Annotated in this window: 22 protein-coding genes; 5 read left to right on the top strand and 17 right to left on the bottom strand. The window is 33.3% G+C overall.

Annotated features, from left to right (window positions below; all coding sequences use genetic code 11):
* Positions 1-82: 82 nt before the first annotated feature.
* Positions 83-1714: an OstA-like protein gene (locus ACEN2F_RS06300; RefSeq protein WP_441737029.1), complete on the bottom strand. Its 1632-nt coding sequence runs from the start codon at positions 1712-1714 to the stop codon at positions 83-85.
* A 274-nt stretch (positions 1715-1988) separates the two neighbouring features.
* Between ACEN2F_RS06300 and ACEN2F_RS06295 the strand changes: the two genes are divergently transcribed.
* Together ACEN2F_RS06295 and ACEN2F_RS06290 are read left to right on the top strand one after the other, a co-directional pair.
* Entirely contained in the window at positions 1989-3857 is a 1869-nt protein-coding gene (locus tag ACEN2F_RS06295) for an alpha-amylase family protein (RefSeq protein ID WP_441737026.1), read from the top strand.
* Positions 3858-3891: 34 nt separating this feature from the next.
* Positions 3892-5700, top strand: coding sequence for a glycoside hydrolase family 13 protein (locus ACEN2F_RS06290; RefSeq protein ID WP_441737023.1), 1809 nt, complete (start codon positions 3892-3894; stop codon positions 5698-5700).
* A 107-nt stretch (positions 5701-5807) separates the two neighbouring features.
* Here the strand turns inward: ACEN2F_RS06290 and ACEN2F_RS06285 are convergent, their stop codons facing one another.
* The 7 genes from ACEN2F_RS06285 to rsfS all read right to left on the bottom strand — a co-directional run bounded on the left by ACEN2F_RS06285 (position 5808) and on the right by rsfS (position 11419).
* Entirely contained in the window at positions 5808-6575 is a 768-nt protein-coding gene (locus ACEN2F_RS06285) for a superoxide dismutase (protein WP_441737021.1), read from the bottom strand.
* A 7-nt stretch (positions 6576-6582) separates the two neighbouring features.
* Positions 6583-6852, bottom strand: a complete 270-nt coding sequence (locus ACEN2F_RS06280; RefSeq protein WP_441737018.1) for an acyl-CoA-binding protein — start codon at positions 6850-6852, stop codon at positions 6583-6585.
* Between the two features lie 2 nt (positions 6853-6854).
* Positions 6855-7505, bottom strand: coding sequence for a phosphatidylserine decarboxylase family protein (locus ACEN2F_RS06275; RefSeq protein ID WP_441737015.1), 651 nt, complete (start codon positions 7503-7505; stop codon positions 6855-6857).
* Entirely contained in the window at positions 7495-8385 is an 891-nt protein-coding gene (locus ACEN2F_RS06270; RefSeq protein WP_441737012.1) for a phosphatidate cytidylyltransferase, read from the bottom strand. The genes ACEN2F_RS06275 and ACEN2F_RS06270 overlap by 11 nt, the downstream gene beginning before the upstream one ends.
* A 1-nt stretch (position 8386) precedes the next feature.
* Positions 8387-8989, bottom strand: a complete 603-nt coding sequence (locus tag ACEN2F_RS06265) for a lactate utilization protein B/C (protein ID WP_441737010.1) — start codon at positions 8987-8989, stop codon at positions 8387-8389.
* 114 nt (positions 8990-9103) lie between these two features.
* On the bottom strand, positions 9104-11029 hold the full coding sequence (gene ftsH / locus ACEN2F_RS06260; RefSeq protein WP_441737008.1) for an ATP-dependent zinc metalloprotease FtsH: 1926 nt from the start codon (positions 11027-11029) through the stop codon (positions 9104-9106).
* 18 nt (positions 11030-11047) lie between these two features.
* A complete protein-coding gene (gene rsfS / locus ACEN2F_RS06255) occupies positions 11048-11419 on the bottom strand; it encodes a ribosome silencing factor (RefSeq protein ID WP_441737005.1) in 372 nt (123 codons plus the stop codon).
* Positions 11420-11515: 96 nt separating this feature from the next.
* Between rsfS and ACEN2F_RS06250 the strand changes: the two genes are divergently transcribed.
* Positions 11516-12244 (top strand): biotin--[acetyl-CoA-carboxylase] ligase, encoded by a 729-nt coding sequence (locus ACEN2F_RS06250; protein WP_441737003.1) that lies wholly within the window; start codon positions 11516-11518, stop codon positions 12242-12244.
* 10 nt (positions 12245-12254) lie between these two features.
* Here ACEN2F_RS06250 and ACEN2F_RS06245 read toward each other — a convergent pair whose 3' ends face one another.
* The 5 genes from ACEN2F_RS06245 to pyrE all read right to left on the bottom strand — a co-directional run bounded on the left by ACEN2F_RS06245 (position 12255) and on the right by pyrE (position 18477).
* The gene (locus ACEN2F_RS06245) at positions 12255-13568 is read right to left on the bottom strand and encodes a TolC family protein (protein ID WP_441737000.1); all 1314 of its coding nucleotides are present in this window, start codon (positions 13566-13568) and stop codon (positions 12255-12257) included.
* A gap of 5 nt (positions 13569-13573) precedes the next feature.
* Positions 13574-14692 carry an HlyD family secretion protein gene (locus ACEN2F_RS06240; protein ID WP_441736998.1) on the bottom strand — a complete coding sequence of 373 codons (1119 nt, stop codon included), beginning with the start codon at positions 14690-14692 and terminating at the stop codon, positions 13574-13576.
* Positions 14693-14756: 64 nt separating this feature from the next.
* Entirely contained in the window at positions 14757-17174 is a 2418-nt protein-coding gene (locus ACEN2F_RS06235) for an ATP-binding cassette domain-containing protein (protein WP_441736995.1), read from the bottom strand.
* A 235-nt stretch (positions 17175-17409) separates the two neighbouring features.
* Positions 17410-17802 carry an SRPBCC family protein gene (locus ACEN2F_RS06230; RefSeq protein ID WP_441736992.1) on the bottom strand — a complete coding sequence of 131 codons (393 nt, stop codon included), beginning with the start codon at positions 17800-17802 and terminating at the stop codon, positions 17410-17412.
* Between the two features lie 27 nt (positions 17803-17829).
* Positions 17830-18477: an orotate phosphoribosyltransferase gene (gene pyrE / locus ACEN2F_RS06225; protein WP_441736989.1), complete on the bottom strand. Its 648-nt coding sequence runs from the start codon at positions 18475-18477 to the stop codon at positions 17830-17832.
* 7 nt (positions 18478-18484) lie between these two features.
* Between pyrE and ACEN2F_RS06220 the strand changes: the two genes are divergently transcribed.
* The gene (locus ACEN2F_RS06220) at positions 18485-19087 is read left to right on the top strand and encodes an NUDIX hydrolase (RefSeq protein ID WP_441736987.1); all 603 of its coding nucleotides are present in this window, start codon (positions 18485-18487) and stop codon (positions 19085-19087) included.
* Between the two features lie 149 nt (positions 19088-19236).
* Here the strand turns inward: ACEN2F_RS06220 and ACEN2F_RS06215 are convergent, their stop codons facing one another.
* Positions 19237-20967, bottom strand: a complete 1731-nt coding sequence (locus tag ACEN2F_RS06215; RefSeq protein WP_441736984.1) for a M14 family metallopeptidase — start codon at positions 20965-20967, stop codon at positions 19237-19239.
* A 157-nt stretch (positions 20968-21124) separates the two neighbouring features.
* Between ACEN2F_RS06215 and ACEN2F_RS06210 the strand changes: the two genes are divergently transcribed.
* On the top strand, positions 21125-22471 hold the full coding sequence (locus ACEN2F_RS06210; protein WP_441736981.1) for a DEAD/DEAH box helicase: 1347 nt from the start codon (positions 21125-21127) through the stop codon (positions 22469-22471).
* Positions 22472-22683: 212 nt separating this feature from the next.
* On the opposite strand, the gene ACEN2F_RS06205 is transcribed toward ACEN2F_RS06210, so the two are convergent.
* The 3 genes from ACEN2F_RS06205 to ACEN2F_RS06195 all read right to left on the bottom strand — a co-directional run bounded on the left by ACEN2F_RS06205 (position 22684) and on the right by ACEN2F_RS06195 (position 24917).
* Entirely contained in the window at positions 22684-23262 is a 579-nt protein-coding gene (locus tag ACEN2F_RS06205) for a PhnA domain-containing protein (protein WP_441736979.1), read from the bottom strand.
* 124 nt (positions 23263-23386) lie between these two features.
* Entirely contained in the window at positions 23387-23842 is a 456-nt protein-coding gene (gene coaD, locus ACEN2F_RS06200; protein ID WP_441736977.1) for a pantetheine-phosphate adenylyltransferase, read from the bottom strand.
* A 100-nt stretch (positions 23843-23942) separates the two neighbouring features.
* Positions 23943-24917, bottom strand: coding sequence for a D-alanine--D-alanine ligase (locus tag ACEN2F_RS06195; RefSeq protein WP_441736974.1), 975 nt, complete (start codon positions 24915-24917; stop codon positions 23943-23945).
* Between the last annotated feature and the right edge of the window lie 41 nt (positions 24918-24958).

The raw sequence follows: 24958 nt of genomic DNA, 5'->3' as shown, positions 1-24958 counted from the left end.
TTTCGCAAAGTTCACGAAGTTTTTTAGTCATATATTTGGAAAGCCGAGTCTGTAATTTTAGACTGAAAACTGCAACTGAATACTATTTTTTCCTTTTTTTCTTATCGTAATTCAGTGTTTCTTTTCGGATCTTCATCGGAATATCCTCTTTGGCTTCAGCAGCTTTAGTGGCTTTGGCTATTTTATCATTGTCTTCATTTTCTTCAGCAGGAAAAATATCGTCTTTTGATTTTATTCGTTCATCGCCACGCCAGACTAATCCGCGCAGTTTACGGGCATTTTCAGGCAATTCTTTTTCAGGATAAATATCGCCATCCACTTGCTGAAAAAAGGTAATCGTTTCAATTGCATTGTCTTCTAAAAGAAGATTGATTTTGCTGCTTACATTTTTGTTAATGCCAATGAGTTCTTGCGCTTCGTTCCGCATGTAGTAGATTACTTCGGCATTCTTTACAATATCAACATCATGTAATTTTTGTTCCTTAAATTTCCCGTAAAGATTTTGTCCTTTAACTTGATTGAATCCAGTTCCTATGGTATCTTTAGATACTATAAATGTATTGTTTAGTACTTTGAGTGAATCTAGTTTCTGGGTCGTGTTATTGCCAATGAGATGCATAACATCACCTGTGATCTGGTTTTCAGCGTTCCAAAGTATCGGATTTCCAATCATTTTAGTCAAAGCTGTTTTGGAACTCGAATGAATTGAATCACATTTGCCACTCATGTCCGTTTTAAAAAATCGGACGTTATTGAATGCTCTGATAATGCGGTTTCCTTCTTTTCCAGTAACCATTAATTTTTTTCCGTGGATGTAAACGGAGTCGTTTTCCACAAAATTTACGGCTACGGCTCTTTTGGTCACGTACATCGAATCCAGTTTTTTATACACTTCGGCATAATGTCCTTTCACAATGCCGCGATTGATGGAATCTGTTATTTTTACATTTCGCGTAGCCGATGCAAATTCACGGTTTCGGTCGTAATACAAACTGTCGCCTTTAATCACCCGATCATCGTATCTGATGTATGATTTATTCAGGAAATGCGCCAGATTTTTTTTGGTATCATAAAAGCCTTTTTCAGTGTAAATATAATTGGCTTTACTCGTAATTGTTGAAGGTCCAAAAAGATATGAATGCCCTGAATTACTGAAATAATCCAAATGATTTGATTTAATTACATACGTTGGATTAGTGATGGTAACCGCAGTCAGGAATTGGAATTTCTTTTGTTTTACGTAGTATCTTCCTGAATTACTTTTAAGGGTATTGTCTTTATTGGTAATCGTACCTGGCGTATCGTAAAATATTTCCTGTGTGTTTCTATCAAAATTTATAATTTCAGTCACCAAAGTTGCGTCTGGGGAACTCATAACGGCATCGCCGGAAGCATACGCTTTTTTTACATTTCCATTGTATTCTGCATATTTACTGTTTAAAAATAAAGTATCACCTTGCACCATTTGAACATTTCCAAAAGCCTTAATGTAATTTTCTTTTTGGAAATAATAGGCTTTATTACAGGTCATTACCACACCATCATGATTAACACGTACGTTGCCAATAAGTAATAATGCATCAGGAATTTCGACTTGATTTACATCCGCAAAATCAGAGTTTTCTACAATAATTTTTTTTGGGGCTTGTGCCAAAACCAAATTAGTAACAAGCAGTATCACATAATAGGGAAGGAAAAATAGCGATTTCTTCAATGGATTTAATTTTTGTCAAATTTATGAAAAAGGAAACAATCCCTATCCATATTAAGATTTATTTATAATTAGTCAAAATGGTAGTTTGACCTATCTTTTTTGCTGCCAAAAGTTATCAACAAATGGTGCAACTCCGTCGTTGTAGTTTCTTCCTGTGCGCACGGAATTCTATAATTTCTAACGATATCGTTTTCTTTTATTTAAAAAATATTAATTTTAGAAACTGATATTTGTTTTACTCGAAAATAATTGAAATTGGAATAAATAATTTTATATGATAAAAAAAATAACTATTGTTGTAGGTATAAGCGCGGTACTTTTGGCAACAGCTTGCAAAACAAAAGATTTAAAAATGAATGCAGAACAGAAAGAGGCAGTCTCTACTAAAAAAGAAGTTGTATATCAGGTTTTTACCCGATTATTTGGAAATAAAAATACCACCAATAAGCCTTGGGGAACTATAGAAGAGAATGGAATAGGGAAGTTCAACGATTTTTCGGAAACAGCATTGGAGGAAATTAAGGATTTGGGTGTTACCTATATTTGGTACACCGGAGTTCCACATCATGCTGTGATTGGGGATTATTCCGCGATTGGGATTTCTAATGATGATCCGGAAGTGGTTAAAGGACGTGCTGGTTCTCCTTATGCCGTAAAAGATTACTACAATGTAAATCCAGATTTGGCCGTAAATCCAGCGAATCGTTTACAGGAATTTGAAGATTTGATTGCCCGAACACATAAAGCGGGATTAAAAGTGATTATCGATATTGTTCCCAATCATATTGCACGCAAATATGAAGGCAAGAGCAATCCAGCGGGCGTTAAGGATTTTGGTGCTGATGATGATACAACTGTTGAATATAAGAGAGACAATAACTTCTATTATATTCCAAATACACGTTTTGAAATTCCCGATACGGATAAACCTTTAAATGGAGAAATGAATCCATTGATTGATGGAAAATTTGAAGAAAACCCTGCAAAATGGACTGGAAATGGTTCCCGAATGGCAAAACCAGATCGCAATGATTGGTATGAAACTGTAAAAGTGAATTACGGAATTCGTCCGGATGGTTCCAAAGATTTTCCAGAACTTCCTGCTGGTTTTGAAACCAAATCGTATCAGGAACATTTCGATTTTTGGAAAGGAAAAGACGTTCCAAATTCTTGGGATAAATTCAAAGATATCGCGTTGTACTGGACGACAAAAGGAGTGGATGGTTTTCGATTTGACATGGCCGAAATGGTTCCGTATGAATTTTGGAGCTACATGAATTCAGCGATTAAAGTAAATAATCCTGATGCTTTTTTATTAGCCGAAGTCTATAATCCTAAAGAATATAGAAATTATATTTATCTGGGCAAAATGGATTATTTGTATGATAAAGTAGAAACGTATGATAAATTAAAGGACGTTATTCAAGGAAAAGTATTACCTGATGGATTATCAGACATACAAAACGGAATGGCAGATATTGAGCATCACATGCTTCATTTTTTAGACAATCATGATGAACAGCGTTTAGCAAGTCCAGAATTTGCAGGAACCCCACAAAAAGGAAAACCTCTAATGGTAGTTTCTACAACCATAAGCACTTCGCCTACGATGGTTTATTTTGGTCAGGAAGTAGGTGAGGCCGGGAATGAAAATGCAGGATTTGGAACCCATTCTAGAACTTCAATTTTTGATTATATTGGAGTTCCCAGTCACCAACGCTGGATGAATGGCGGAAAATTTGATGGAGGTCAGTTATCGCAGGATGAAAAAGAGTTGCGTGATTTTTATAAAAAATTGCTGAATTTCTCTTTGAATAGTTCTGCTTTAATGGGGAAATACCAAGAAATTCAAACATTGAATCGCCAATCAACACAAGGTTATGATTCAGGAATATATGCATTCACCCGCTGGTCTGCTACTGAAAAACTGATCGTTATCACTAATTTTTCTTGGCTTACTACAAGCAATTTCGAATTAAAAATTCCTGCGGATATCATTCAAAAATGGAATTTGAAAGATGGGAATTATACAATAACGGATCAATTGTATCATAAAAATTCAATTCAACTTCAGGTTTTGAATGGTGAAGGAAAAGCGCAAATTACAATCGCACCTTCAGAATCGTTTATTTATCAATTGTAAAAAAATCAAAAACTAAATTTTAAACTCTATTTTAATGACAAAAAAAATCACAATTTGTGTACTATTTTTAGTATTTATGCCATCATTTGCACAAACTGATTTTACCCCAAATTGGAGTAAAGGAGTAGTTTGGTATCAAATATTTCCGGATAGGTTTCATAATGGGGACCCTTCAAACGACCCAAAAGTAGAAGATCAAGATGGAGCATATCCTTTTGATAGTACTTCTGATTTTCAAATTCATCCGTGGACGAGTGATTGGTACGAATTAAAACCTTACGAAAAGAAAAACGGAAAAGATATTTATTACAATCTTCAACGCAGACGTTACGGCGGAGACTTACAAGGCGTTATTGATAAGCTGGATTACTTACAATCATTGGGCATTAATGCTATTTATATGAACCCAATTTTCTGGGCGCCATCTTCCCATAAATACGATGCATTGTGTTATCACCATGTTGATCCATCATTTGGACCTGATCCGGAAGGTGATAAAAAGATGATAATGAACGAAGATCCTTTAAATCCTGAAAAATGGGTTTGGACCAAAGCAGATTTACTGGCTCTTAAGCTAATAGATGAAGTACACAAGCGTAAGATGTTTATCATTTTTGATGGTGTTTTTAACCATCTAGGAGTAAACAGTTTTGCTTTTCGTGATGTGGAGGAAAAACAAGAAAAATCAGCTTACAAAGATTGGTTCATGGTCGATAGCTGGAGAGATGCTGCCAAAGGAACTAAGTTTGAATATCAAGGTTGGTTTGGTGTAAAAACCTTACCAGAGTTCAAAGAGGATGGGAATGGAATCGTATCCGGTCCTAAAAAATATATTTTTGATGCGACTAAGCGTTGGATGAATCCAATGAATAAAGGTAATCAATACGGAATTGACGGTTGGCGATTGGATGTAGCGTATTGCATTGCGCATCCTTTCTGGAAAGATTGGCGAAATGAAGTAAAATCAATTAATAGCGAAGCGTATCTGACAGCTGAATTAGTTGATCCGATTGATAAAACAAAACCATATTTAAACGGAGATGAATTTGACGCGACGATGAATTATAATTTTTCTTTTCTGGTGCATGATTTTTTTGTGCAGGATGCAAAAGGGATTTCTGTTACCCAATTTGATACTCAATTGAAGGAATTGCGTGAAGGATTTGGAGAAGGTGTTGCACAGAATATGCAGAATTTGGTAGGAAGCCACGATGCCACAAGAATTGGTAGTGCCGTAGCAAATCCTGACGGGAAAAAATTTAGTGATTGGGGAGCCTACTTTAATTGGAGTCAAAAAAGTAATAATATCGATTACAATGCTCGAAAACCGACTGATAAACAATTGGAGAAGCAAAAATTAATTGCGGCGTTTCAAATTTTATATTTAGGCTCACCAATGATTTATTATGGTGATGAAGCTGGTATGTGGGGAAGTAATGACCCTGATTGCCGTAAACCAATGGTTTGGTCTGACAAAGATTATGATTCAGAAACATTCAATCCTAACCAAAGTAAACATGAGGCTGATAAAGTTGATTTCAACACTGACTTGTTCAATTGGTACAAAAAATTCATTGGATTACGCAATCAATATAAAGCGATTAAACTAGGTAATTACACAACTATTGAAACAAATGATGCCGATAAGATATATGCTTTTAGTCGTAAACTTGGCAATCAGGAAGTGATTGTAATCATTAATCGAAGTGATAAAAATATTGATTTCACCAATCCAATTCTTAAAAAAGGAAAATTCAGAGATGTTTTTACTAAAAAAGTAATGAGAAAGCTGGTGGTGAAACCTATGGATGTTGTGGTATTGAGCAATACCATTTTAAAATAATCTAAAATGTTCTGATAGTATTCAAGAGTAAAACAGAATATTATTTAGGTAATAAAAAAAGCTGAAGTAAACTTAATTTGCTTCAGCTTTTTTTTATTTGTAATTCGCTACTTTTTTACAGCATCAAAATTTTCTCCTATTTTTTTCCAATTGATTATATTGAAAAAACTATCAATATAATTTTTTCGTCGGTATTGGTAATCTAAATAATAAGCGTGCTCCCAAACATCTAAACCTAAAATTGGAGTTCCCGGAACATCCGCATTTTGCATTAATGGGTTGTCCTGATTTGGTGTACTTGTAACTTGCAATTTGCCAAATTTATTAATAATCAACCATGCCCAACCAGAACCAAATTGTTTGGTAGCTTCATCCTTGAATAAAGTAGTAAAGTTTTCAAAGGAGCCAAAATCTCTCGTTATTGCCTCCGCCAATGCATTTGTTGGTTCACCTCCAGCTTTTGGAGCCATGCATTTCCAGTACAAAGAATGATTGTAATAACCACCAGCGTTGTTGCGGAGCGTTGCATTATTTGGATCTAATTTAGCGAGTACTTCCTCTATTGTTAGGTTTTCAAGTGGCGTTCCTAAAATAGCTTTATTTAGGTTGTTGGTGTACGTCAAATAATGTTTGGAGTAATGATTCTCCATTGTAGTGGCCGAGATGTTTGGGGCCAGCGCATCATACGCAAAAGGAAGTTTTTCTAGTTGAAAAGATCCTTCGTTAGCCTTTACATCGTCTGGAATTCCCATTGACATTTTCTCTTCAACAACGGGTAAAGGAACATCAACGACCTCGGTAAATTTTTTTTTGTTGCAAGAAATCAAACTAGTCAAAAGCAATAAAACGGGAATTAAAAAAAACTTTTTTTTCATGATTTGACTATTTTTTTGACAGAGAATTAATTATTTCAATATATTCCTCTTTAGCTTGTTCAGCAGTTAAATGACTAATTTGCATCCATGCATTTGTTTTAAATGCATCTCTTAAATGATAGGAAGATGTTTGTTTTAAATCTAAAGTTCCAAAAGTAGCATGTTTATAAAACGCATATAAACGCAATTGCACATCTTGAGGTAAGGAGGCCTGCGTCATTTCAGAAGCTTTTTCAACTGCTTTTAAAAACCGAGTATCCAGATCTTTTTCATTCATTCTTATTTTGTTGCAATAATAGTTTTTCCTCCAATTGCTTTTTGATTCAGTACAACATTTATCGGTGTTCCTATGGGTAAAAATATATCGACTCTAGACCCAAATTTTATAAAGCCAGCATCAGTTCCTTGAATTACCTGCATTCCTTCTTCAGCATAATTTACAATTCTTCGTGCTAAAGCTCCTGCAATTTGACGGTATAAGATTTCACCAAAGGTTTTGTTTTCAATGACAATAGTAGTTCTTTCGTTTTCTTCACTTGCTTTAGGATGCCAAGCCACCAAGAATTTCCCCGGATGATATTTGCTGAACTTTACAATTCCACTCCATCCATAACGAGTGACATGAACATTTATTGGCGACATAAAGATAGAGATCTGTAATCGTTTGTCCTTGAAATATTCACTTTCAAATACTTCTTCAATAACAACCACTTTTCCGTCAACAGGAGCTAGAATGTGGTTTTCATTAATAAGAACATCTCTTTTAGGATTTCTGAAAAATTGTAAGATGATAATCAAAAGCAATAGTGCTGCTATTTGTATACTCATTTTGAGCCAATTGGTATCAATGAGATTGTCAGACAACAAGAGAACGACAGCTGTGAAAATAGTGCCTAATAAAATAGATTGGGTTCCTTCTTTATGAAACATAGTTTAAAATTTGATAAAATAAAAAAATAATTGGTGCTACAAATATAACACTATCTAATCGATCTAGGATGCCTCCATGGCCAGGCATTATTTTGCCACTATCTTTTACACCGGCTATGCGCTTAAATTTGGATTCAATCAAGTCTCCAATGGTACCTGCTATTCCAACAATGACAGCTATTGACGTCCATATCAATATTGATCTATCACTAAAGTCAGGATTAGCTTTGATGTAGTATTTTGAAATTAAATATCCAGCCAAAACAGCAAAAACGATTCCACCCACGAATCCTTCAATTGTCTTTTTAGGAGATATTTTTTCAAATAATTTGGTTCGACCTATAGACTTTCCTACAATGTAAGCAAAGGTATCGTTCGTCCAAACTAGAATAAATAAGCCAATGATTATTTTTGGATTATAATCATTGATTCCAAATGATATTTTTGTGATAAAAATAAAAGGGAGTATAATATATCCTAATAGATACAGGTATTTTGATGAGGTACTTATTTTTTGAATGTTATCATAAAACAAAAAAAGAATACATTTTATAGATACCACTAGTGCAATGACTAGTAAAACGACATTTAATTGTTGGGTGTTAATAGCTATTTCTATATCAGTACTCAGGAACTGATTGATTTTATCAGTAGTGATCTTGTTGTAATGGCTTATTAAAGTTACGGTTGTATATAAAAGGAGAGCAAAAATAATAGGAAAAACTTTGTGTATTTGAACTAGGTTGCAAAATTCATAAACAGCAATGAGTAAAAAGACACCAAAAAGAATGAAAAAACTTTCAGTAGAATATAAGATAGAGGCAAGTAATAATAGGATATAAACGGCTCCCGAAATGCCTCGTTTTAGAGTTTCATTCATCTTACAAATCTTCTAAAAGCAATAAATAAAGATTTTTTGCGGAACTTCCGTACTGTGTGAAGTCTTCTTCTTTGGCTTTTTCGAAATATTTTATAGTAGTAATATTGGTAGGGTAGTCCCTTTCATATTTCTTTTTTATAGCACTCAGGCCATCACTTTTGGCTTCAAGAATTTGGCTAGTGTTAGCTAAGATGATAATGTTAGTTGGTAGTTCGTTCGGTTTGTCTTGTTTGATTTGCTTAGAAGAAAACAGTATGGAACCTTCCTCCGAAATTAAATTTTCACAACTGGCTAACAAAAAAGAAGGATTACGCGGTTTATTATAAGTCAATTTATTATCCTCAAGCATACTGAAAAGTTGTGGTTCATAACACAAAACTTCGCTTTCGAACCAATCGTTTTCTTCTAGTATATTTTCAAATTGTTCTTTTACCTCTTCTATATTTTCGCAGTATAAAAATTTACCTCCATTTTTTTTAAAATTATTGATGAATTTTTCATCTATAGAAATTGTGCTATCAGCATTGGTTTTACTAATTTCACTTTCTTTATCATCCTCAGTGGTCGGATTAATAGAACCAAAAATTTTTCTAAAAAGACTCATATATTTATTGACTGCTTTAATTTATACCTTGAAAACGTCCAAAGATAAAAAAATCTTAATTCAAAAGAAGCTTTTGAATTAAGATTTTAAAAATTAATTATTAGTAGGGTTATTCTAGGATACTATTTCCTCTAGATTTTTATCGAAAGTTCTTTTTCCAAAAATAGCTTCTAAATCATCTTTGAAAATCACTTCTTTATCAATTAAAATATCTGCTAATTGATTCAGTTTATCTTTGTTTTCTTCTAAAATTTGAATTGCTCTTTGGTACTGACCTTCAATTAACAACGATATTTCTTCATCAATAATTTTAGCTGTTTCTTCAGAATAAGGTTTCGCTAAATTATATTCGCTTTGGCCTGTCGAATCGTAATAAGTTACATTCCCTATTTTTTCATTCAAACCATAAACAGTAACCATGGCACGAGCTTGCTTAGTTACTTTTTCTAAATCGCTCAACGCTCCAGTTGAAATTCGGTTAAAAGTTACTTTTTCAGCAGCTCTTCCCCCCATAGTCGCACACATTTCGTCTAGCATTTGATCTGGACGAACAATTAAGCGTTCTTCTGGCAAATACCAAGCAGCACCTAAGCTTTGCCCTCTAGGAACAATTGTTACTTTTATTAAAGGTGCTGCGTGTTCAAGCATCCAACTAACGGTAGCATGACCGGCTTCGTGAATAGCAATAGCTCTCTTTTCATCCGGTGTTACAATTTTATTTTTCTTTTCTAAACCACCTACAATTCTATCTACAGCATCAAGAAAATCTTGTTTATCTACAGCTGTTTTATTATTTCTTGCCGCAATTAGTGCCGCTTCATTACATACATTAGCAATATCCGCACCTGAAAACCCTGGAGTTTGTTTGGCTAAAAAGTCAGTGTCTAATCCTTCTACTTTTTTCAAAGGCGTAAGGTGTACTTTGAATATTTCAGCGCGTTCGCGAATATCTGGTAAGTCTACAAAAATTTGACGGTCAAAACGTCCTGCACGCATTAAGGCTTTATCAAGTACATCTGCTCTATTTGTTGCGGCCAAAACGATCACATTTGAATTTGTACCAAAACCATCCATCTCTGTTAGGAGTTGATTTAACGTGTTTTCACGTTCGTCATTTCCGCCTGACATGTTACTTTTACCTCTTGCTCTACCTACGGCATCAATTTCATCGATAAAAATAATTGCAGGAGATTTTTCTTTGGCTTGCTTGAATAAATCACGAACACGTGATGCACCAACACCAACAAACATCTCTACAAAATCAGAACCTGATAATGAAAAGAAAGGTACTTGAGCTTCACCAGCTACAGCTTTTGCTAATAAAGTTTTACCAGTTCCCGGAGGACCCACAAGCAACGCACCTTTAGGAATCTTTCCACCAAGATTGGTATATTTTTCTGGATTTTTAAGAAATTCTACAATTTCTTGTATTTCTTCTTTTGCGCCTTCTAAACCCGCAACATCTTTAAAAGTAGTTTTTATATCGGTTTTTTCATCAAATAATTTTGCTTTAGATTTTCCGATATTAAAAATTTGACCACCACCTCCAGCACCTCCGCCAGACATTTTTCGCATGATGAAAATCCAAACTGCTATAATGATGATAATAGGCAATAAGCTGATTAATATATCAGACCAGTTGCTTTTAGCCATGAAATTAAAATCATTTAATTTACCTGCAGCAACTGCTTCTTCAAGCTTTTTCTGGAATATTTGATCATTACCTATGTTAAAAGTGTAATGCGGACCTTTATTAGGTCTGTCAAAAACATCTTTTGACACTTTTTGATGCGTGTCACTTTTTATCGCTGCGTCGTTAAGAAAAACTTCCGCTTCGACCTTGTTATACACGATTACTTTTTCAATTTGACCTTTCTGTAAATATTCGTTGAATTTAGAAGAAGTCAATTGACCAGGCTCGTTTAAACTAGAGCCATTTGTTATAAAACTTATGAACAAGAAAATCAGTAATATCGCCGTATAAATTAACCACGGACTTACTTTAAACTTATTCGGATTTGGATTATTTTCTTTAGCCATTACTTCGGTTGTATGTCTTTAGTATTTGTTTTCTATAGTTGTTATTTTAGCATCGCCCCATAAGCTTTCGATGTTGTAGTATTCTCTAATGTGTTTTTGAAATACATGAACTACTATATTCACGTAGTCCATCAATACCCATTCTGCATTATCTGTTCCTTCAACATGCCAAGGCTTGTCTTTCAATTCTTTTGAAACTGTTTTTTGTATGGAGTTGACGATGGCATTAACTTGCGTGTTTGAATTACCATTACTGATAACAAAATAGTCGCATACTGCGGTGTCTATTTCTCTTAAATCAAGAATCGTAATGTCATTCCCTTTAACTTCTTCTATCCCTTTAATGATGTTAGCTAATAGTACATCATTATTTATAGTCTTTTTCGCCATGAATTATTTTTAATATAAGTTTGCAAAGTTACCATTTTTTGTGATTATTTTTGAACCTTAACATAATATTAAATTATGTTTCACAAAATAAATTATATGAGAGTAATCAAACTCGATGCCATAGATTCTACAAACGAATTCCTGAAAGGGTTATCTAATAAACAAAAGCTTAAAAACCTTACTATCGTTACCGCCGAGAGTCAAACAAAAGGGAAAGGTCAAATGGGTGCCGTTTGGGTTTCTGAACCAAGTAAAAACTTAATAATGAGTATTTTGGTCAAGGATTTTTTAACTGATATTTGTCAGATTTTCAGTTTAAATATTTTGGTTTCGCTCGCTGTAATTGAGGTTTTAGAATCGCTTAAGGTTCCCGAACTAAGTATCAAATGGCCTAACGACATTATGGCATACAACAAAAAAATAGGTGGCATCTTGATCGAGAATAGTATCAAAAGTGACGGTACTATCGTTTCTATTGTGGGTTTAGGTCTTAATGTAAATCAAACTAATTTCGAAAATTTAGCAAAAGCTTCCTCTCTAGCTGTGATTTGCAGCGCTGAATTTGATAGAGAAGCACTTCTTTTATCAATTGGTAAGACTTTAGAAAATAATCTAGCATCGTGGAAACAGCATTCTGTAATTTCGGGGAGTAAATACATTAAAACGCTATTCAAAAGGGGAGTTCCAATGGCTTTTTCAGCGCTAAACAGCACTAATTTCATGGGTATCATTCAGGGCGTTTCTGCTTCAGGCAAGCTTCAAGTTCTTCTGGAAGATGATAGTGTTCCTGAATTTGATATTAAGGAAATTCAAATGTTGTATTGAAGTTCAAGATTTACAAAACAAATTTTTCTCCTAAATAAAAGCGTATCAACGCATTATTATAGAGCAATTCATATTTAGATTGGATTAATTCCGCTTGCGATGTACTAAAATTCATTTTTGTATTGTTCAATTCATTGATATTGATTTTTCCTAATTCAAATTTCAAAACGTCCGCCTCATAGCTTTTTTTTGAAAATTCAAAAGCTATAGCTGCTGACTCATTTTTTTTAAAGGAGGTTTTAGTATCTGTGATTGCTTTTAATATCTCTTTTGAAAGACGGTTTTCTTCCAGTAAAGTTTCTATTTTGGATTGATTGTATTGGAGTTTGCTGTTTTTAATTTTTGAAAAATTGTCAAACTGATTAAATATTGGAATCGTTAAATTGAAGCGGAGTCCTTTTGAAAAATTAGTGTTAAATTGTTTTTCAAATGAAACAAAAGGATCTTTTATTATATAATTAGAACCCACTATAAGACGCAAACTTAAGGAAGGATATAGTGATGCTTTAGCAATGGACACTTCAGTTTTCATCTTTTGTTCATTTGAAATGCGCATCACATAGGAAGGATGAATTTCAACTGCTTTGCGTGTTAGAAAATATTGATTTTTATCTAAATCAAGCTTGTCATGAAGGACTAAATCCGGTTGCAAAAGAGTAATAGTACGTTCTAAAGAGATATTAATCAATTGTTTTATGCTGATCAAATTATCAGTTAAATAATTTTTATTGGTTAGTAAATTCAATTCTTCAATTGCTTTTTGAGATTTAATTTTAAATACTTCGCTTTCCGCAATCACTCCTGAATTAAACTTTAAAACAGCTAATTCTAATTGTTTTTCACTGGATTTGATCTGCTCCTCATTAGATAAAATAATTTCTTGTAAATATAGAATGGTAATAAACTTCTGTGCAAGATCAATCGTGATTTCATTTTTTATTTTTTGAATATTGGCGTCACTACTTATAACGTCTTGTTTTGAAGATTTTATCTTGTTAATGGTAGAAAATCCTGAGAACAAATTATATTCAGCTTCAACATCTCCGGAATAGTTCTGAATTTTTTTGTTTACAAAAAGATTGGTATCCGGATCTATTTCTCTGCCCCAAGAATTCTTGTTTTCAACAGTTCCGTTTATAGATGGCAGCAGTTTTCCAAAACTGGATCGATAGTAATTGTATTGTATTTCTCTTGATAAATAGGCGTTTTTCAGGGCTAGATTATTTTCTAATGCCAAATTCATGCAAGCATTAAACGACAACAAATCTTGTCCAATGAATGAATTGGAATAGAATAAGAGTATTAAAATAAGCTTGGTTTTCATTACCACTAGTTGAGATTAGCATCTATTTTGTTGAATAATTTTTTTATAATGTATTGATTGAGCTTCATTTTTTCAATGATTACCTCACCTTTTAGTTTATAACCCGCTTTGAGATTGATATTAGAATTGTATTTTTTTATCGTGGCCAGACAATAAAAAGTTTTATCTATGTCCGATGGAGAGACATAAGTTATGCTTCCCTTGACGGCACCAAAACGGTAATAATTGTAAGCATCTAGTTTTAGATTAATTTCTTGTCCTTTTTTGATGTAAGCCAGGTCTTTTTCATCTAAAATAACTTTCGCATAGAATTCTTCTTTTTTAGGAGCAATAATAGTCAGGATTTCTCCTTTATTAATAATTTCAAGATTTTGCTTGGCATTAAATAGGTTAGAAATGGTTCCGTTTATCGGGGATATAACTAACAGTTTTCCCAATTCATCAGTGATGTACGTCAAATTAGATTTTCCGTCTTTAATCAGTGTTTCAAGTTCTACAATATCTTGTTGATAGTTTTGGATTTGATTTTCTACATCAATAATACTGCGCAGTAAGTCGTTCTTCGTTTTTTGATAGTTATTTGATAAGTTTTCAAAATCATAATTTTTTATTTCATAACTAGAATTAATATCGAGTTGTCCTTTTTTATCATCTAGATTCCTATTTTTTGTTTCGGTCAATTCATATTTGGAAATAGCACCTTTAGCATAAAGCATTGAATCTATTTGGAATTTATCCGTCAGAATTGAACTTTGTTGGGATGATAAATTAATTTTGCTGTTTAAGGATCCAATTTCTTGTTCTGCTTTTTTACGATCTGTATCATAAATATTAGATTGAATCTTAAGTAATTGAATTAAAGCTTTCTTACGGTTTCCAGTGTTCAAAATCAATTTATTGATGATTCCTATTTTATGTTTCATTCCAGCGACTCCAGAATTTAAAATTTCAAAATCAGATTTGGTTTTTTTATTTTCAAGCAAAAAGAGGGTGTCTCCTATTGTAACTTCTTGTCCTTCTTTGACCAAAACTTTTAAAACTCTAGCTTCATTTGGCGCATTTATTTTTAATTGTGGCGTGTCTGAAAAGATCTGGCCTTCTTTAAAACGGACCGTGTCATTCATTCTGACCGTAAAAATTAAAAGAATTATAAGGAGTAAAAAGACAATCAAGATTTTGTTTAAAATTTTAATAAACCGTATTGATTTCGCGCTGTAATATAAAGAGTTCTCCATTTGCTATTTTATATGTTTTAGAAAAATTGATATTGATTATGGGCTCGTGCGAGATAATGATATAAGTTTTTGAAAAATCTTCATCAATCATCGTCTCTATTTTATTTCGTGATTCGATATCCATTCCTGATAACACTTCGTCTAGAATAATGAGTTCTGCCTTAGAAAATAATGCCCGAAGTAGCAAAATTTTTTTTCGTTGTCCGGTAGACAGATTTTTTCCGTTTTCATTAATGATGAAATCCAATCCATCCTCTTTGGAAGCTATAAAATCATAAAAATTTAGTTTTTTTGCCAAATCTAAAATGGCTTCTACTGTAATTTCCTTTCCTAAAATGATGTTGTTTTGAATCGTATCATTGAACAAAATATCTTCATTGGTCACTAATATTATTTTGTCCCGCATTATCTCATCATTATAGAATTTTTTATCTTTTTCATTAATCAAAATTGAACCAGAATTAGGATGGTATAAAGTGGTCAATACTTTGCTGAAAGTTGATTTTCCGGAGCCATTTTGCCCTTCAATCTTTATTTTTTCTCCTTTTTTAATTTTTAGATTGATGTCTTTCAGTACAAATTCATCTGGCAAGTAGCCATAATTTAAATTTTGTAATTCGATTTTTTCAATTTCAAAATCCTGAATTCCTTTTTTACTGACTTTTTTTGTCTGTTCATCAAAATCTAAATATCTTTTCAGAATCACTTCATTTTCCTGTAAAGTCAGGTTATCATCTAAAATCCCTTTTAAAGAAGAAAATATTTTTGAGGATAGCGCTATAAATGTTACAATTTGTCCCAATGTAATTATCTGGGTTTCAATCGCGGATTTGGTCAGGAATAAAATAATAAATATCGTAGAAACAATCACAATCAGAGCAACTACAATTTTATTCAATAAATCGATATATCCATTTCTAAGTTGGATTTTTAAGTATTCATTAATGCTCACAAAGATTTTGTGAGAATGAAAACCTTCTATACGAAAGCTTTTTATCACCTGAATCCCATCAACCTTCTCCATCATTTTAGAAAGAAAATCAGCTTTACGGATGTATCGCAATCGTTCATTTTGTTTTAAATAAGGCGTTATAAATTTGAACCAAAGGAAAAACATAATCATAACGCCTAACACAATTAATGTTAGTGTTTTGTCTATGAAAAACAAAATGCAAAGCGAATAAATAGATACGCTGACATCTACTAAAATATTGGTGAAAAACTTCATAAAAAAGCTTTTTAGTTTCAAGGAATCACTGACCCGTTCCATTAAATCCCCTTTTTTATAAGAATGAATATAGGAAAGAGACGAATTATTTATCTTTTTGTCGAAAGAAAATAAAAAATATTTATCTAAGGCATTGCCTAAATGAATCCCGACAAAATTTTTATAAACGGTGGTAAAAATGTCAAAAACTTTATAAATTCCAAGCCCAATAGCAAATAGAACTAAGGTGTTCAAATTATAAGTGGGTAGCACGTTGTCAATCATAATCTGATTGGTAAAAACGGCAATTTGTGCGGTTGCTGCTGAAAATAATGCAGCAAAAATATAGATGTACCACAGGTTTTTATATTCTCCTAATTGATGGAATAATTGCCAATACAAACTACTTGTTTCTTCCTGCGGATAGACTTGCAGAGTTTCTTTTTCTTTTTCGTCCTCTTTTACTACGAGAATTAAAGGAGAATTGTTTTTTATTTTTCCTTTTTCGAATTCTAAAATCTTAAAACTATTAGGAATAGCAGATATTTCTTGATTTTTTAATAAATCTCTTATGAAATTTCTCTCTGCTTCAGCGTCTTTAAAACCAAAATTTTCCTTTAAATACTTGAAGTAGGTGAGTTTATTAAACAGTAATGCGTGTCCGTTTTCTTGCAATGCATTCTTACAATTAATATGGTATTCGGCTAAATCGTGTGTACAGATTGTTATTATTTTTTCCTCAGTATCGGTTAAGTCCCAATGATTTTTGTTAAAATGGGATTTTCTTTTTATTTCTTGTAGCGATAAATAATATTGGCTGCCTTTACTGGGATCGTAAATCTTAAGCCTTTTGTTTTTTAATTCGTTAACAACAACATAATGCAAGCCATTTTTGTTTTCGATAGGTAAAATAAATGGAAATAGTTCTTGTAATTGTGTTTCATTTCCGCCAATGTAATTAACATCAAACAATTTGAATTGTGCCGAAAATCCATTCGTATTCAAAAAATTTTTAAGATCTGATATTCGAGATCCTTTTTCTTCTAATGAAATATGCTGCTCTATATATTTTCGAGAAATATTCTTACCATAAATATTATAAATGGTTTTGATGGCGCTAATGCCGCAATCGTTACTTTTTAATTGGGGATCAGTAAGTAGCATAAATCTGTTTCGTTTTTTCTCTTATTTTAGGGTTTACAAGAGTGGTTAAATAATTTTAACTCATTAACAATCAGTAATTTAATAATATTAAATGATTGTTAAATTTTTTTTCCTGCAACGAACCCAAAAACTCGATAAAATGACGATTTATACTCTTAAAACATAAAAAAGTCTTTCAGTGTACACCAAAAGACTTTTAATATATTATTATATTGTTATTATTTTTTACTGAATTTTACAATTTATTCATATTGGTAGCTAAAGTTTCGATAAATTTTCCAATTGGTCCTTTTATCATCATGGCCATCATAGGATTAAACTCGCCTTCAAAATCTAGTTTTACGGCACTAGAATCCTCTGTTAAGGTCTCAATATTCGCAATTAAAGTAAACGGAAGTTTATCACTCGCAGCTCCCAAAACAATTTTTACAGGGGCGATTTTCTCTTTCATTTTAAGTTTAATTTCTGGCATGCCTTTTAATCCAAAAATAAAAGCGTCCTCACCAATAACCTCAAATTTAGCAATGTTTTCTGGCATTAGTTTTTCAAAATTCTTGACATCGCTTAATAAATCAAATAATTCTTGAGCGGATTTGAGTACGGTAACTTTTGGACTTTCTAAGTTCATGTTTTGTATAAGATTATATTTTAGTTTTTAAACTGTAATGTTCCAAGTAGATGGACTCACATTCCATTCTCTTAAAGTTTGTTCTTCCTCTTCGGTGATATATCTTTTGGCTACGGCCAAATTTAGTAAATTTTGATAATTGCTCAAAGTGTATAAATCAACATTCGCACTTTTGAAATTAGTATCTGCAACATCAAAACCGTACGTAAAAATCGCAGCCATACCTTTGATATTGGCACCTGCTTCACGCAATGCTTCTACAGCAAGTAAGCTGCTGTTACCGGTGCTGATTAGATCTTCTACTACAATGACATTTTGTCCTTTTTGTAAAAAACCTTCCACTTGATTAAGCCTGCCGTGTTTCTTGGGTTCTGGTCGAACATACACAAAGGGTACTCCCAAACTTTCGGCAACAAGTATTCCAATTCCTATAGCTCCAGTCGCTACGCCAGCAATAACATCTGGCTTGCCAAATTGTTTTAGAATGTTTTTAGAAAATTCATCTCGAACATAATTTCTTACCGCTGGAAATGAGAGGATTAATCGGTTGTCACAATAAATAGGCGATTTCCATCCAGAAGCCCATGTAAAAGGATTTCTTGGATTCAATTTAATTGCATTTATTTGCAAAAGAAATTCGGCTGTTTTTTCGGCTGTATCTTTATTAAAAATCATAGTACAAATGTATAAAGTTTTTGTTAACGACAAACCACTTTTTTTGACAAATCATATCTCCAAGGAGACAGATTTTCAATTATTTCTATTAGAAAGTATTGACATAGAGCAACTTATAGTTAAAATCTTTCAAAATAAAATTAATAAGGCCTATCTGTATCATCCTGACGAAAGCTTGATTATGAAGACTTTAAAGGCTAAAATCCCCGTTTGCAAAGCGGGAGGCGGCTTAGTATACAATAAAAAAGGGGAGGTTTTATTCATTTTTAGAAATGGAAAATGGGATTTACCTAAAGGCGGAATCGAAAAAGGGGAAGAGATTGAGAATACTGCCATGCGTGAGGTAGAGGAGGAGACTGGCGTAAATGGCTTGTCAATTTCTCACAAACTCCAAAAAACATATCATGTTTTTAGACGTAATGGGAAATACAAACTCAAAATCACACATTGGTTCGAAATGCAATCTGATTTTGAAGGGACACCTCAAGGGCAATTAGACGAAGGAATTGATAAAGTAGCTTGGATGAATCCAGAACAAATCAAAGAAGCACTCAAAAACTCCTACGAAAATATCAAATTATTGTTTGAAGAAGAAAAGCTACAAAAATAGCTGGCATTTGGAAACAAGTTTAAAATAATGTACGATTACAGAGCAATTTATTTTAGATAAGTCAAACACGAATTTCACTAATTTCCACGAATTAATTTGTAGAAATTAGTGAAATTCGTGTTTAGTAAATATTCCATTAGGAGAATTTTTTATTTTAAAAGGCGATACACAGGATATTGCAAATGGGCCTTTTCATAATAAACGGAATGTTTGTAAATCCATTCTAGTTGTGCTTCTGGATTATTAATAAAGTTCACTTCACTTTGTTTTTTTAAGTCAAATTCAGCTCTTAATTGTGGATTTTCTTTCAAAATCTGTATTGCTGAATCTTCAAAAACATAGTCGGAATATCCCTCTTTTTGTTGTAGCATCGTATCGAAAAAATTCCAGTTGAAAAAAGAATCGATTGCTTCCGGTTCTAATGTTTCTAGTAAATATTTGATTCCCTTTTGTTGCGCAGGAATTACGTAATCTCCTTTGGCGAAAGCCACTTCTACCATTTTAGAAGTTACCGAAGTGTTTCTGTGCAAATAATGTCCTTCATAAGCAGAATTTGTCGTTTTAAAATCGGCAATTCTGTAACTTTCGACTTCAATTATGGTGTCGTTTTTTAGTTGGGAATAGGTAATTGTATTACTTTTTAATAAATCAATTATTGGCCAAAATCCCCTTGGAATGATATACGCTTCTGGAATGATTATCTCTTTTACAGATTTGAATTCCTTGCTGTGCGGGATGTCTTTTTTGAATGGTTTTGTACGGTCATAAAACAAGCGATTTCCAGATGTTACGTCACTTTTCTTGTAACTGGCTTCATAGCCTAAAAACGAAAAAGGAACTGTTTTTGTACTGTCAATTTCCCATTTAATAATGTACGCTTTTTTCGGTTGATACTGCTCTTCATTTTTCAATCGCAACTGCTTAATTTTTTTGTAATTAGTATCCGTAAAATCAATCGCAGAACGCATATATTCATACGTTACTTTTACGCGATCTACATATTTTTTCAGCATGTGCGTTTCCACTACAAACCCAATAGTATTGAACAATGAAGTGTATCCTGTGGCAAATCGTGGGCTTTCAAAAAATTGACCAAAACCTTTATCCGGTGTGTCCTGAAAAGCATTGACATAAGGCGTACTTTCGATATTCTTTTTTTGTAAATCTTTGACTAAAGCAGGCATCATTTCAGTATTTAGAAAATCTCCTAAAACAGTTCCCAATTTATTGTGTTGGGTCATAATGTAGGTGAGTTTGTATTGGTAATCTGCGCCATTGCTAACGTGATTGTCAATAAAAACGTCGGCATTTATTCTATGAAAAATATCCACAAAACTTTTAGTGTTTCGGGTGTCTGATTTGATGAAATCGCGATTCAGATCATAGTTTCTCGCATTGCCACGAAAGCCATAGATTTCCGGTCCATCCTGATTGGCTCTTGAAGTGGAATTTCTGTTTAAAGCGCCGCCAATATTATATACCGGAATACAAACAATAACCGTGTTTTTAGGAGTTTTTATTTTGCCCAAAGCTAAATCTCTAAATAATTGCATAGAAGCGTCAATTCCGTCCGGTTCGCCTGCATGAATTCCATTATTAAGCAAAATTACCGCTTTATTTTTTTGGATGTTTCCAAAGTCAAATTGCTTTTCTGGATTAAAAATAACCATGTGCAAGGGTTCGCCGCTGTCTGTCAGTCCCATTTTTTGCATTTCAATAGTAGGAAAATCATCTGCCAGAAGTTTGTAATAAGCAATTGTTTCTTGATAAGAAGCTGATTGATTGCCATTACCTTTTTCGAAAAAAGTATCGTATTTATTCGTTTTTTGTGCAAAAGTGTTGATGGAGAGTAATATAAAAAGGAATGTGAAAAGTTTCATATTTAGGTTTTTAAATAGAATATCAAATGTAGCTTTTTTTAGACAGCTGTAAAAATCAATGCAAGAAAACGTAATCACTTATTGAAAAAGAATGAAAATTCATAATACAAAATTCATAACTCACAATTAAAAATTACCTTTGCACCAAATTGAAAAAATGAATAAGAAACACCATTCCAACAATATACTTTTGAATTTAGGCATCGAAAGCCTGAACGAAATGCAGGAAGTAGCGCAAGATACCATCCTAAATGATAATAATGTTTTATTGCTTTCGCCAACGGGTTCCGGGAAAACTTTAGCTTTTTTATTGCCTATTTTAGAAATGTTACAACCTGAAATTCAATCGGTTCAATGTTTAATTCTAGTTCCATCACGTGAATTAGGATTGCAGATTGAGCAAGTTTGGAAAAAAATGGGAACTGATTATAAAGTTAATGTGTGTTACGGCGGGCATTCCATTGATACTGAAATTAAGAATTTAAGCAATCCTCCAGCAGTTTTAATAGGAACTCCGGGAAGAATTGCGGATCATATTGATAGAGGAACTTTTCGTGTGGATAAAATTCAAACGCTGATTTTGGATGAATTTGATAAATCGTTGCAATTGGGTTTCCATGAGCAAATGTCATTTATCATTGGAAAATTAACAAAACTGAACAAACGTGTTTTGGTTTCGGCTACTTCCGATATTGAAATCCCAAGATACACAAGAGTCGTAAACCCAACGATTTTGGATTTCATTCCAGAAAACATAGCAGAAACGAATCTTTCGATGAAAATGATCGTTTCGAAAGAAAAAGACAAAATAGGAAGTTTATTCAACTTGATTTGTTCGTTGAAATCGCAATCGGCAATTGTTTTTTGCAACCATCGTGATGCTGCAGAACGCATCAGTGATACTTTAAACGAAAAAGGAATTTATGCCACGTATTATCATGGCGGAATGGATCAGGACGAACGAGAGCGCGCACTAATCCAGTTTAGAAACGGAAGTGTAAGTTATCTAATCACAACTGATTTAGCTGCTCGAGGACTTGATATCCCCGAAATGAATCACGTAATTCATTATCATTTGCCGTCTAAAGAAGACGAATTTACCCATAGAAACGGACGTACAGCACGTATGTTAGCTTCAGGAACCGCGTATATTATTGCTCATGAAAGTGAGAAAAAAATGGATTATATTGATTATGGCATGGAAGTTTTGAAAGTTGAAAACTCTACTTCAATACCAAAACCGCCAGAATTTCAAACCATTTATATCAGTGGCGGAAAGAAAAATAAACTAAATAAAATTGATATCGTAGGTTTCTTTTCCCAAAAAGGAAAACTAGAAAAAGGCGATTTAGGTTTAATCGAAGTGAAAGATTTTATCTCATTTGCCGCAGTAAAATTCAATAAAGTAAAAGATTTATTGCACGCCATCAAAGACGAAAAAATGAAAGGCAAGAAATTTAAAATCGAAGTAGCTAGAAAAGTGATTAAGAAAGAAGAGGATTAGTCGGTGGTGAGAAGTGAATCGTGAATTGTGAGAAGTGAGTGGAGAATCGCGAATTGTGAAAAATGTGCTGGTTCTTTTTCTAATGTTTATAAAAAAATCGTTAGTAGTAAAGTTTTACTGCTAACGATTTTTATATTAAAATGATTCTTTTGGAAGTTAGTGTACATCTGAATTATTCACAATTCACCACTCACTTTTCACTAAAAAAAGAATTATATTTTCTTAACGTATTGCGTGATAATAACAATAGTCTGACCATCTACTTTACCTTCAATATATTCGGCGTTTTCATGGTCTAATCTGATGTTACGCACAGCAGTTCCTTGTTTGGCCACCATACTAGAACCTTTTACTTTCAAATCTTTGATTAAAACTACTGAATCGCCAATTTCAAGAATCACTCCGTTGCTATCACGGTGAATTACTTTAGTTTCCTCCTCTTCGCCTTCACCTGTTGCTTGTGCCCAAGCCAAAGTATCTTCGTCTAAATACATTTGGTCTAACAATTCCTGAGGCCAACCTGAACCACGCAAACGGCTCAGCATTCTCCACGCTACTACTTGTACCGCAGAATGTTCGCTCCACATACTATCATTTAGACATCTCCAATGATTTAAATCTACGTTATCCGGATTTTCGATTTGGTCGATACACGTACTGCAAGCCATGATACTTTCGTCAAGTCCACCTTTTTTGGTAGGAAGTACTTCATACACTTTAAGGTTATCTGTTGCACCACAAAGTTCACATTTAGATCCACTGCGCTTGCTTAATTCTCTTTCTATACTCATGTTTGATGGCTTTTATTTTTAGGCGAAAGTACGGCTTAACGGCTCTTTCCACAAATTTTATTGTGGTTTAGTTTTAGTATGCAGTTAATAACCAGAAACGAGACTGACCTCGGTATACTGATTGCTATTTTACTCTAACGGCATCAGGAACCAGCATTTCATATTGTCCTTTATTGCGAATTACGTCCCGAACAATACTAGAACTGATATAAGAGGTTTTAGCAGCTGTTAATAAAAAAACAGTTTCTATTTTTGACAAACGTCTGTTGGTGTGTGCAATGGCTTTTTCAAATTCAAAATCGGCGGGATTGCGCAGGCCACGAAGGATAAAATCAGCTTTTAATTTTTTGCAAAGTTCAGTAGTTAAGCCTTCATAGGTAATTACAGAAACTTTAGGTTCGTTTTTAAAGGTTTCTTCAATGAAACGTTTTCGATCTTCGAGTGAAAACATGTATTTTTTTTCGGCATTAATACCAATGGCAATAACGATTTCATCAAATAATGGAATGCTTCTTTTGATGATGTCTTCATGACCTAAAGTAATGGGGTCAAATGATCCCGGAAATATGGCTTTTCTCATTTATTTTTCTGTTTTATCATTTCGACAGAGGAGAAATGACATTTAGTGAGTCTAACTCCTTTGTCGCAATAACAACTTTGTTTAACATGTAAAAATTAAGTTATTCAGGCAAAGCCAATTCTATAGCATTGGTAAACAAATCCTCTAATGAAATTCCTGCTGCTTTGGCTTGTTGCGGAATCAAACTTTCTGCTGTTAACCCCGGAATAGAATTCATTTCCAGCATGTGTGGTTCTCCGTTTACCAATATAAATTCGCTTCGGGAGAAACCTCTCATTCTAAGGATTTCGTAGGCGCGTTTGGCTATTTCGCTTATTTTTTGGGTCATCTCATCCGAGATTCTGGCTGGTGTAATTTCTTGTGATTTACCCAAATATTTGGCTTCATAATCAAAGAAATCATTGTCAGAAACAATTTCGGTAATTGGTAAAACAGTTATTTTTCCTTTATAATTGATTACACCAACAGAAACTTCGGTACCGTCAAGGAAACTTTCAATTATAATTTCGTTATCTTCTTTATAAGCAACTTCTATTGCTACGGGTAACTCAGCGATGGTTTTTACTTTGGAAATTCCAAAACTGGATCCTGCTTTATTAGGCTTTACAAAACACGGCAAACCAACTTTTGCAATAATTTCGTCCGTATTGATTGCGTCACCTTTATTCAAATAATAGGAAGTTGCGGATTTGATGCCATATGGTTTTAGAACAGATAATAAATCACGTTTATTAAATGTTAGTGCAGCTTGATAATAATCACAAGAGGTATGCTGAATTTGCAATAATTCAAAATAGGCTTGCATTAATCCATCTTCCCCTGGCGTTCCATGAATGGCATTGAAAACACAGTCGAAAGTGATTTTGTTGCCATTAACTGTTACTGAAAAATCATTTTTATCGATAGGGAATTCGGCATCGTTAGCATCAACATACACCCATTTTTCTTTGAAAATATGGACTCGAAATCCGTTGAATTTTTTTTTGTCCAGATATTGGTAAACGACGTTTCCGCTGATAAGTGAGATTTTGTACTCGCTGGAAAATCCGCCCATGATGATGGCAATGTTTTTCATTTTATACGTTTAATCGGTTAAACGTTTAATCGATTAACCGA

Source organism: Flavobacterium sp. W20_MBD1_R3 (genome assembly GCF_052119725.1).
Lineage (GTDB): Bacteria > Bacteroidota > Bacteroidia > Flavobacteriales > Flavobacteriaceae > Flavobacterium.
This window is presented reverse-complemented; position numbering and strand designations above follow the sequence as displayed.

What these genes read in the sequence shown, in the direction of transcription:
- ACEN2F_RS06295 (WP_441737026.1), top strand. Translation starts at nt 1,989, where the DNA reads ATGATAAAAAAAATAACTATTGTTGTAGGTATAAGCGCGGTACTTTTG.
- ACEN2F_RS06290 (WP_441737023.1), top strand. Translation starts at nt 3,892, where the DNA reads ATGACAAAAAAAATCACAATTTGTGTACTATTTTTAGTATTTATGCCA.
- ACEN2F_RS06285 (WP_441737021.1), bottom strand. Translation starts at nt 6,575, where the DNA reads ATGAAAAAAAAGTTTTTTTTAATTCCCGTTTTATTGCTTTTGACTAGT.
- ACEN2F_RS06280 (WP_441737018.1), bottom strand. Translation starts at nt 6,852, where the DNA reads ATGAATGAAAAAGATCTGGATACTCGGTTTTTAAAAGCAGTTGAAAAA.
- ACEN2F_RS06275 (WP_441737015.1), bottom strand. Translation starts at nt 7,505, where the DNA reads ATGTTTCATAAAGAAGGAACCCAATCTATTTTATTAGGCACTATTTTC.
- ACEN2F_RS06270 (WP_441737012.1), bottom strand. Translation starts at nt 8,385, where the DNA reads ATGAATGAAACTCTAAAACGAGGCATTTCGGGAGCCGTTTATATCCTA.
- ACEN2F_RS06265 (WP_441737010.1), bottom strand. Translation starts at nt 8,989, where the DNA reads ATGAGTCTTTTTAGAAAAATTTTTGGTTCTATTAATCCGACCACTGAG.
- ftsH (WP_441737008.1), bottom strand. Translation starts at nt 11,029, where the DNA reads ATGGCTAAAGAAAATAATCCAAATCCGAATAAGTTTAAAGTAAGTCCG.
- rsfS (WP_441737005.1), bottom strand. Translation starts at nt 11,419, where the DNA reads ATGGCGAAAAAGACTATAAATAATGATGTACTATTAGCTAACATCATT.
- ACEN2F_RS06250 (WP_441737003.1), top strand. Translation starts at nt 11,516, where the DNA reads ATGAGAGTAATCAAACTCGATGCCATAGATTCTACAAACGAATTCCTG.
- ACEN2F_RS06245 (WP_441737000.1), bottom strand. Translation starts at nt 13,568, where the DNA reads ATGAAAACCAAGCTTATTTTAATACTCTTATTCTATTCCAATTCATTC.
- ACEN2F_RS06240 (WP_441736998.1), bottom strand. Translation starts at nt 14,692, where the DNA reads ATGAATGACACGGTCCGTTTTAAAGAAGGCCAGATCTTTTCAGACACG.
- ACEN2F_RS06235 (WP_441736995.1), bottom strand. Translation starts at nt 17,174, where the DNA reads ATGCTACTTACTGATCCCCAATTAAAAAGTAACGATTGCGGCATTAGC.
- ACEN2F_RS06230 (WP_441736992.1), bottom strand. Translation starts at nt 17,802, where the DNA reads ATGAACTTAGAAAGTCCAAAAGTTACCGTACTCAAATCCGCTCAAGAA.
- pyrE (WP_441736989.1), bottom strand. Translation starts at nt 18,477, where the DNA reads ATGATTTTTAATAAAGATACAGCCGAAAAAACAGCCGAATTTCTTTTG.
- ACEN2F_RS06220 (WP_441736987.1), top strand. Translation starts at nt 18,485, where the DNA reads ATGTATAAAGTTTTTGTTAACGACAAACCACTTTTTTTGACAAATCAT.
- ACEN2F_RS06215 (WP_441736984.1), bottom strand. Translation starts at nt 20,967, where the DNA reads ATGAAACTTTTCACATTCCTTTTTATATTACTCTCCATCAACACTTTT.
- ACEN2F_RS06210 (WP_441736981.1), top strand. Translation starts at nt 21,125, where the DNA reads ATGAATAAGAAACACCATTCCAACAATATACTTTTGAATTTAGGCATC.
- ACEN2F_RS06205 (WP_441736979.1), bottom strand. Translation starts at nt 23,262, where the DNA reads ATGAGTATAGAAAGAGAATTAAGCAAGCGCAGTGGATCTAAATGTGAA.
- coaD (WP_441736977.1), bottom strand. Translation starts at nt 23,842, where the DNA reads ATGAGAAAAGCCATATTTCCGGGATCATTTGACCCCATTACTTTAGGT.
- ACEN2F_RS06195 (WP_441736974.1), bottom strand. Translation starts at nt 24,917, where the DNA reads ATGAAAAACATTGCCATCATCATGGGCGGATTTTCCAGCGAGTACAAA.